Raw genomic sequence first — 6000 nt, forward strand, 5'->3', positions numbered from 1 at the left:
CTCAAACAACGGTAAGACAGAGCGCAAAGGCAAGCGGCGCAAGGAAGATCATCGCCCAGTCCTTCCCGCTCATGCGGACATCGAAATAGGACGTGCGCATCCCGCTGTATTCATAGCCCTTGACGAGCGCCGCACCCGAGAACTCCTCCGTGATCTTCTCGCTGCGGAACAGCATCGGTACAATGAAATACTCGATCGCCTTCATCGGATGACGCACGACATAGCCGAGCGACACGGGGATCCCCTTGAGACACATTGCGTCCACAATCACGCGAAAATCATCCTTCATCGCGGGCAGATAGCGGATCATCACCACAATGCTGAGAATAATGCCCCGATGGAGACGCAGACGCGAGAGTGCCGTCGTGATCTCCGCAATGTTCGTGCTCTTCTTGAGCGCAATGCCAAGCACGACAAACGGATAGATGCGCAGTGCGATAAAGGCAATCAGCTGCGGCATAAAAATCAATCCGCGCGGCAGATCCGTGCCGCGCAGCAGCTCCGCCCCGTATTGGAGCACAAGCAGTGCGAGAAAGCCGAGGATAAATTTCACCGTCTGCGCCGCACTTCCAACCGTCGCAAAGACAAGAATCGAGAGTAGAAAGGACAGAATCAACACCTCCTGCCGCCCTGAAGAGATCAGAACGCACATGAGCAGCAGATTCAAATATAACATCGTCCGAAAATCGAACGGCTTTGATGATATTGTCAGTATGGTCACCTTCCTATTTTTGTCCGTGAATAATAAAACAAGATCGTTCATAAACGACCTCATTTTATCAGTATTTTCTTCCAAACGCAACAGCTTAGAACCGGTACGTCACCTGCATACGTGCATAGTCGCCGAGGCGGAAATGCTCCGGACCATAGAGCGTATCACGCGCATCGATGCCCTTCGCACCAAACGTGTAGAACGCCTCGACCATGAGATTCTGCACGGGGACATAGCTCGCACCGATGGTAAAGCTCTTGATGCCGTCGAGGTAGCGGTCAGGCAGAGACTCCGTCCCGTTGCCGCCGAAGAATGAACCGTGCTCGAAACGCTTGTAGTCGATGAATGCGTTCCAGCTGCCCGCGACATCCATATCTGCCTGCCCGACATCGAGGCGCATGACCCAGAACGTCGGCGTATTGCCGCGCTCACGCCCCTTGACGGCGAAGTCAGACATGCCCGACGCATGCTCATAACGCGTGTGCCCGTTCATATAGCGTCCGAAGTCCGTGAAGTTCGCACCGTAGTCAAAGGAGAGCGCGGCATTCTTCGTGAGCCGATAGCGCGCACCGACACCGACGACATTCGCGAGCGTGTCGAACGTATTGACATCGTTCCCCGTTCCGTTCGCCGCACGGAAGGTATGCGTATTGCCGCCGAGCGAGCGCAGATAAAACACCCCAACGCCGATATTCGGCGAAACCTCATGGCGCACCTGCATATATGCCGCCTGCTTAATCGCGGGGATGCGATCGCGCTCGAGGACAGTGCCGACTTGCAGGACAAAATATCCTGCGCGTTTCAGCAGCTTGAGCGGCAGAGCGCTCGCGTCCTCCGGCCTCCAATTATAATCATCAATCAGATAGTTGATAATCGTTTGACCGAGATGCGAGATCCCCCTCTTATTGCCCGCCGGAATCTTCCCTTTTGCTGTAAATGAGACATCGGGAGAGTCCGGATATCTTCTCTCTGACTGCACCACGTGGTAAGGGCTTTTATCCCACGAGGAACGAATGGTGCGCTCTTTCGCCTCATCCTTTGTCATTGGTTTGAAATCTCCGGGCTGCAAATCACTCATCTTCAAATTGTAGTCAAATATTGGCTTCTTCCCATGATATGTGCCGTAACCGTAAAATTCATGGGTCATAGTATAGTATCCATCGGGAAGTCCCACCATATCACTCTTATATTTGTTCGTCTCGGTTTGCGTCGCTTCCAAATTCGCCTCTGCTGAATTCCACACAGCCCGGGCAGCTCCTTCCATCTTCGCGCGATCAAACCTGTCTTGATAGGAAAAGCTTTCGTACACGTGCAATGCATCGAGCTGCGGACTCTTCTGCGAAAGATATGTCCCGACGACGTTGCCATGTTGGTCCTTCACCGTCACCTTGTACCATGCAAAGTCATCGTGCACTATTTGCCCTTGCATGGGGTTCATCAATTCCTGATATGCTTGGGGATTATCCTGTTTGACAACATTCAGATACTCATCAAGAATCTGCTTTTCCTCTGCCAGACTCTGCGCCTTGGCGAGCCGTTGATAAAGTCCGTCAAAGCCCGGGGTATCCTTAATGAGCGTGCTGTAGTTCGGATAATACGGAATGGCGTCCGTCGTACGGCTGTTGATCGCGGCCGCTTTATAGCCCAACCATTCCTCCTTGGTCACGCCGCGCACGAAGCTCTGGCGCGTCGCATGTGTATAGGCGGAGTCTGTGACGCCCGTCGAGTGCCGGAAGTCGCCGTAGCCGAGACGCACCTGCGTATGGGCGCCCGTCCAGACGACACGTCCGCCGTCGTACTCCTTGCCGAAGTAGTAGCCCGTCACACCCATCGGTTCAGTCAGCCGCCCGAGGGAGAAATCCCACTCCTTTGCATGGCGCGTCACATCCGCCGTATCGAGGCGTGCATGGTTCAGTCCCTTCGACTGTGCCGCATCCGTCTCCGTATCGACGCCCGCCGTACCCGCGAGACTGCCGAGGACGGTGATGTTCGTATTCTCGTCAAGGCGCGCATCCACGCCCGCCCGCAATCGCTGCTCGAATCCGTGCTCCGCCTTCTCAAGGTAGTTATTATACGCGCTGTCGCCGACACTCGCGACAGTTGTGACGCGCGCTTCCGAGGGCTTTTCCTTTCCCGTGAAGGAGTTCCACCGCCAGCGGTAGTCTCCAATCACACGCAGACCAAGCTCCTTCTCCATGTCGAACGGTGGGATGATAAAGCGTGCCTTCTTTTCCAACGTGGCTTCGTTTGCCGCCGTACGTGCCGCACGCTCCTCCGCAGTCATCGGCACGGTATCTGCATCGGGACCGAATTTCATATTTACACCGATGCGGTACATCCGCTCTTGGAACGCGCGGTCGTCGTCGCGGTGGTTCAGGATGTTGTCCACGCCGATATAGGCGCTCGAATCCTTGCCGAGATTCTTTTGCAGGATGAAGTTCCAGATACCGAAGGTCTTTGTCTCGTACGTCTGCTTACCGCCTTCGGCGAAGTTGTAGTGCCATTTTCCTGTCACGCCGTCGCTGTCGTAATAGTTGCCGTTGTTCGCAACACTGTTGCTGTCAAGCATCTTGACGTAATAGTTCCCCCAGAGCGTCGCGCGCCACCCCGCATTCTCGTAAGTCACGCCGAGGTCGAGCTTGTGCTGCGGCCGATTGAGCAAACGGTCGGGCATCATCGGGTCGCTCTTGTTGATGGCATGAAGATAGGTATAGCCGACCTTCGTTGACCAGTGACGGTCAAAACGATGGTTATACTCCGCCTCGAGTCCCGTGATCTCCGCCCGTCCGATGTTCTTAAAGCTGTAAATCATATCGGGCGGCAGGAGCCATCTGCCATCAGCGGAAATTTCCGGATGAAAATCCATCAGATAGCCCGTGAAGTACGTTGTCATATAGTTTCGGATGCGATTGTGAAAAGCATTGATACGGTAGCTATCCCTGCCATCCTTGCTCTCGCCCTCAAGCCCAATATCGAAGTTCACGGACTTCTCCGGTTTCAGATTGGGGTTTCCGACCCAGTAGTAGCCGAGACGCGCACGCTCCAGCCCCATCGGCGCACCTGCGTACATCTCCCAGTTGTAGTACAGCTCCCCCATGCCCGGCTCTGTATAACCCGTGCCGACATTCGCCTTGAAGCGCTGGTTCGACTTTCCACCAATGTTGTGCGTCATGCCGATATTGAACGTCGCATGTGTGCCGAAAAGGCTGCTGTGATCGATGCGCAGAATTGGCGAAAGCAGCGTATTTCGATTGACCTGCCATGCGTCCTGCAAAAACACATATTGCTTCTTGATCTCCGCTGTGCCAATCGTCAATCGGTTCTGCCGCGCCTCAAATTCCTCATTGAACGCCTTTCCGTTCCAAAGCACCGCATGTCCATACATTTTACGATCATAATCAGCAAATCTCTGGTCATAGTAGTTATTGATTGCCAATTCCGGCGCATCAATAATATGTGTCAGATCATGGTTTCGCGGATCATCAACTAGCTGCTTACGGAATGCCATGAGTCGTTCCATAACATCCGGCGGCGCCGGATTCCCATCGAGATCAACTCCATAAGGTCCGTATTTCAGATAGTCCTGATACGTATAGGGCGGTGCCAGCGAGCGCCCGGCGGCGTCCTTATGGCCATACCACTCGTATTCATTGTCATACTTCGGTACTCCCGCTTCATTTCGCGTCATCGCATAGTCGTGCACGTGCGAAGATGGCGCACCCGCGCCGCCTTTCGTATAAAGGTTCTTATCGTAATCCCACGGATCAATCATGCGCGTATAGCTGTTCGGCGCATTTTTGATACGGCTGCCCTCGCCCTTTTCCTGTGTATAACCAATGCCGTAGGTCAGCAGATGATCGCTGCTCAGCTGCGTATTCGCCGATGCCTTAAAACTCCACTGCTGATGCATGAGGTCGTCGATGTAGTTGAGCGTGTTCTTTCCCTCATAGGGGGAATTGATATAGTCCGAGGTCAGCGTGATGTCGTCCTCGTTCATCTTTGCATAGTCGAGAGAGACATTCCAGTCTGAACTCTTGCCGCGCCCCTGATAGGAGAGGCGATAGTTATTGCGATCCACTTCACGCTTAAAGTGCTGCAGCCCTTCTCCCCCTGAATTGGATCGCTTGACAAAGGACTCCATATCCTCTGCCGTATGATCTGCACTCAGAGAAATGCTGTGATTCTTGTCGAGGTCGTAAGAGGCGACAAGTCCGATATTCTTGATGTCGCCATAGTAGCGCAGCGAGTTTCGCACGCGGCTTTCCTCGTCTTTATAAGAGTCGCCGCTCTTGATGAGACCGCCGAAGGTTTCTGTACTGTAGATCGGCAGAATATCCCGCTTCCCGCCGTACGCCGCAAGACGCAGCTTCCCGACCTGCCCCGCATCCGCACGCAGGAAAAAGTTTGTATAGGGAAATACGTCGCTGTCGCCCTTTGTGCGCCGTCCCTCGATGTTCAGCTGCAGTCCCGGCTTCTTCGCCGCCTCCTTCGTAATGACATTGACAACACCGCCGATGGCATCCGCGCCATACTTCGCACTCGCCGCCCCGCGAATGATCTCAATACGTGCGACATTCTCCGTCCCAAGACGCTGCAGCTCGTCACCTGCACCCGTGTACTTTGCAAAGTCGCCCATCACAGGCTGACCGTCGATTAGGATGAGCGTATGGCGCGGCTCCGCTCCACGAATGGAGACGGTCACGCGCCCCATCGCGTCGATATTTCGTGTCATGCCCGTCTCGTCAAAGATAATATCCTCAACAGACTTCGCCTGCTTCTTCGCAATATCCTCCGCCGTGATAATCGTCGTGGACTGCGATTCATACTTCGCCTCTTCCTTCGCTGCATCCGCCTCTACACGAATCTCATCCGTGGAGTAGTTACCCCCCCGTTCCGAACCTTCGTTCGCAAATGTAGTTGATACGGATGCCATAACATGAAGCAGTACGGCACATGTCAATGCGGCTCTTGCCCTTGTTTTCATGGAAAACACCTTTCTGTCCCTCGAAATACGAATGATAAAGCAGAATCCAATAGAATGATTCTGTCTATCATTTTAACATTGATATTATATCACAATTTTTTCATTTTTCCAGTATAATTTGAGAAAAAAATCAATTATCAAATAAATTGAGAAATAAGCGCCCCTAAAATATATTCTGTCAAACAAGGTACAAGCGCCCCTTTCGTCACGCTGCGCGTGCCACTTCCCCCGTTTCGACGGGGGAAGCTAATATGCCGTAATACACAACAAAAAAGACCCGTGAATCATCACGAGTCTTTGGTTG

At 53.3% G+C, this 6000-nt stretch carries 2 protein-coding genes; both read right to left on the bottom strand.

The features are described 5' to 3' along the window. Position 1 precedes the first annotated feature (1 nt). Positions 2-676, bottom strand: a complete 675-nt coding sequence (locus HMPREF9081_RS07155) for an energy-coupling factor transporter transmembrane component T (RefSeq protein WP_071778224.1) — start codon at positions 674-676, stop codon at positions 2-4. Positions 677-806: 130 nt separating this feature from the next. Beyond that, positions 807-5645 (bottom strand): TonB-dependent receptor plug domain-containing protein, encoded by a 4839-nt coding sequence (locus HMPREF9081_RS07160; RefSeq protein WP_006306446.1) that lies wholly within the window; start codon positions 5643-5645, stop codon positions 807-809. Positions 5646-6000: the final 355 nt, after the last annotated feature.

This window comes from Centipeda periodontii DSM 2778, assembly GCF_000213975.1.
GTDB lineage: Bacteria > Bacillota > Negativicutes > Selenomonadales > Selenomonadaceae > Centipeda > Centipeda periodontii.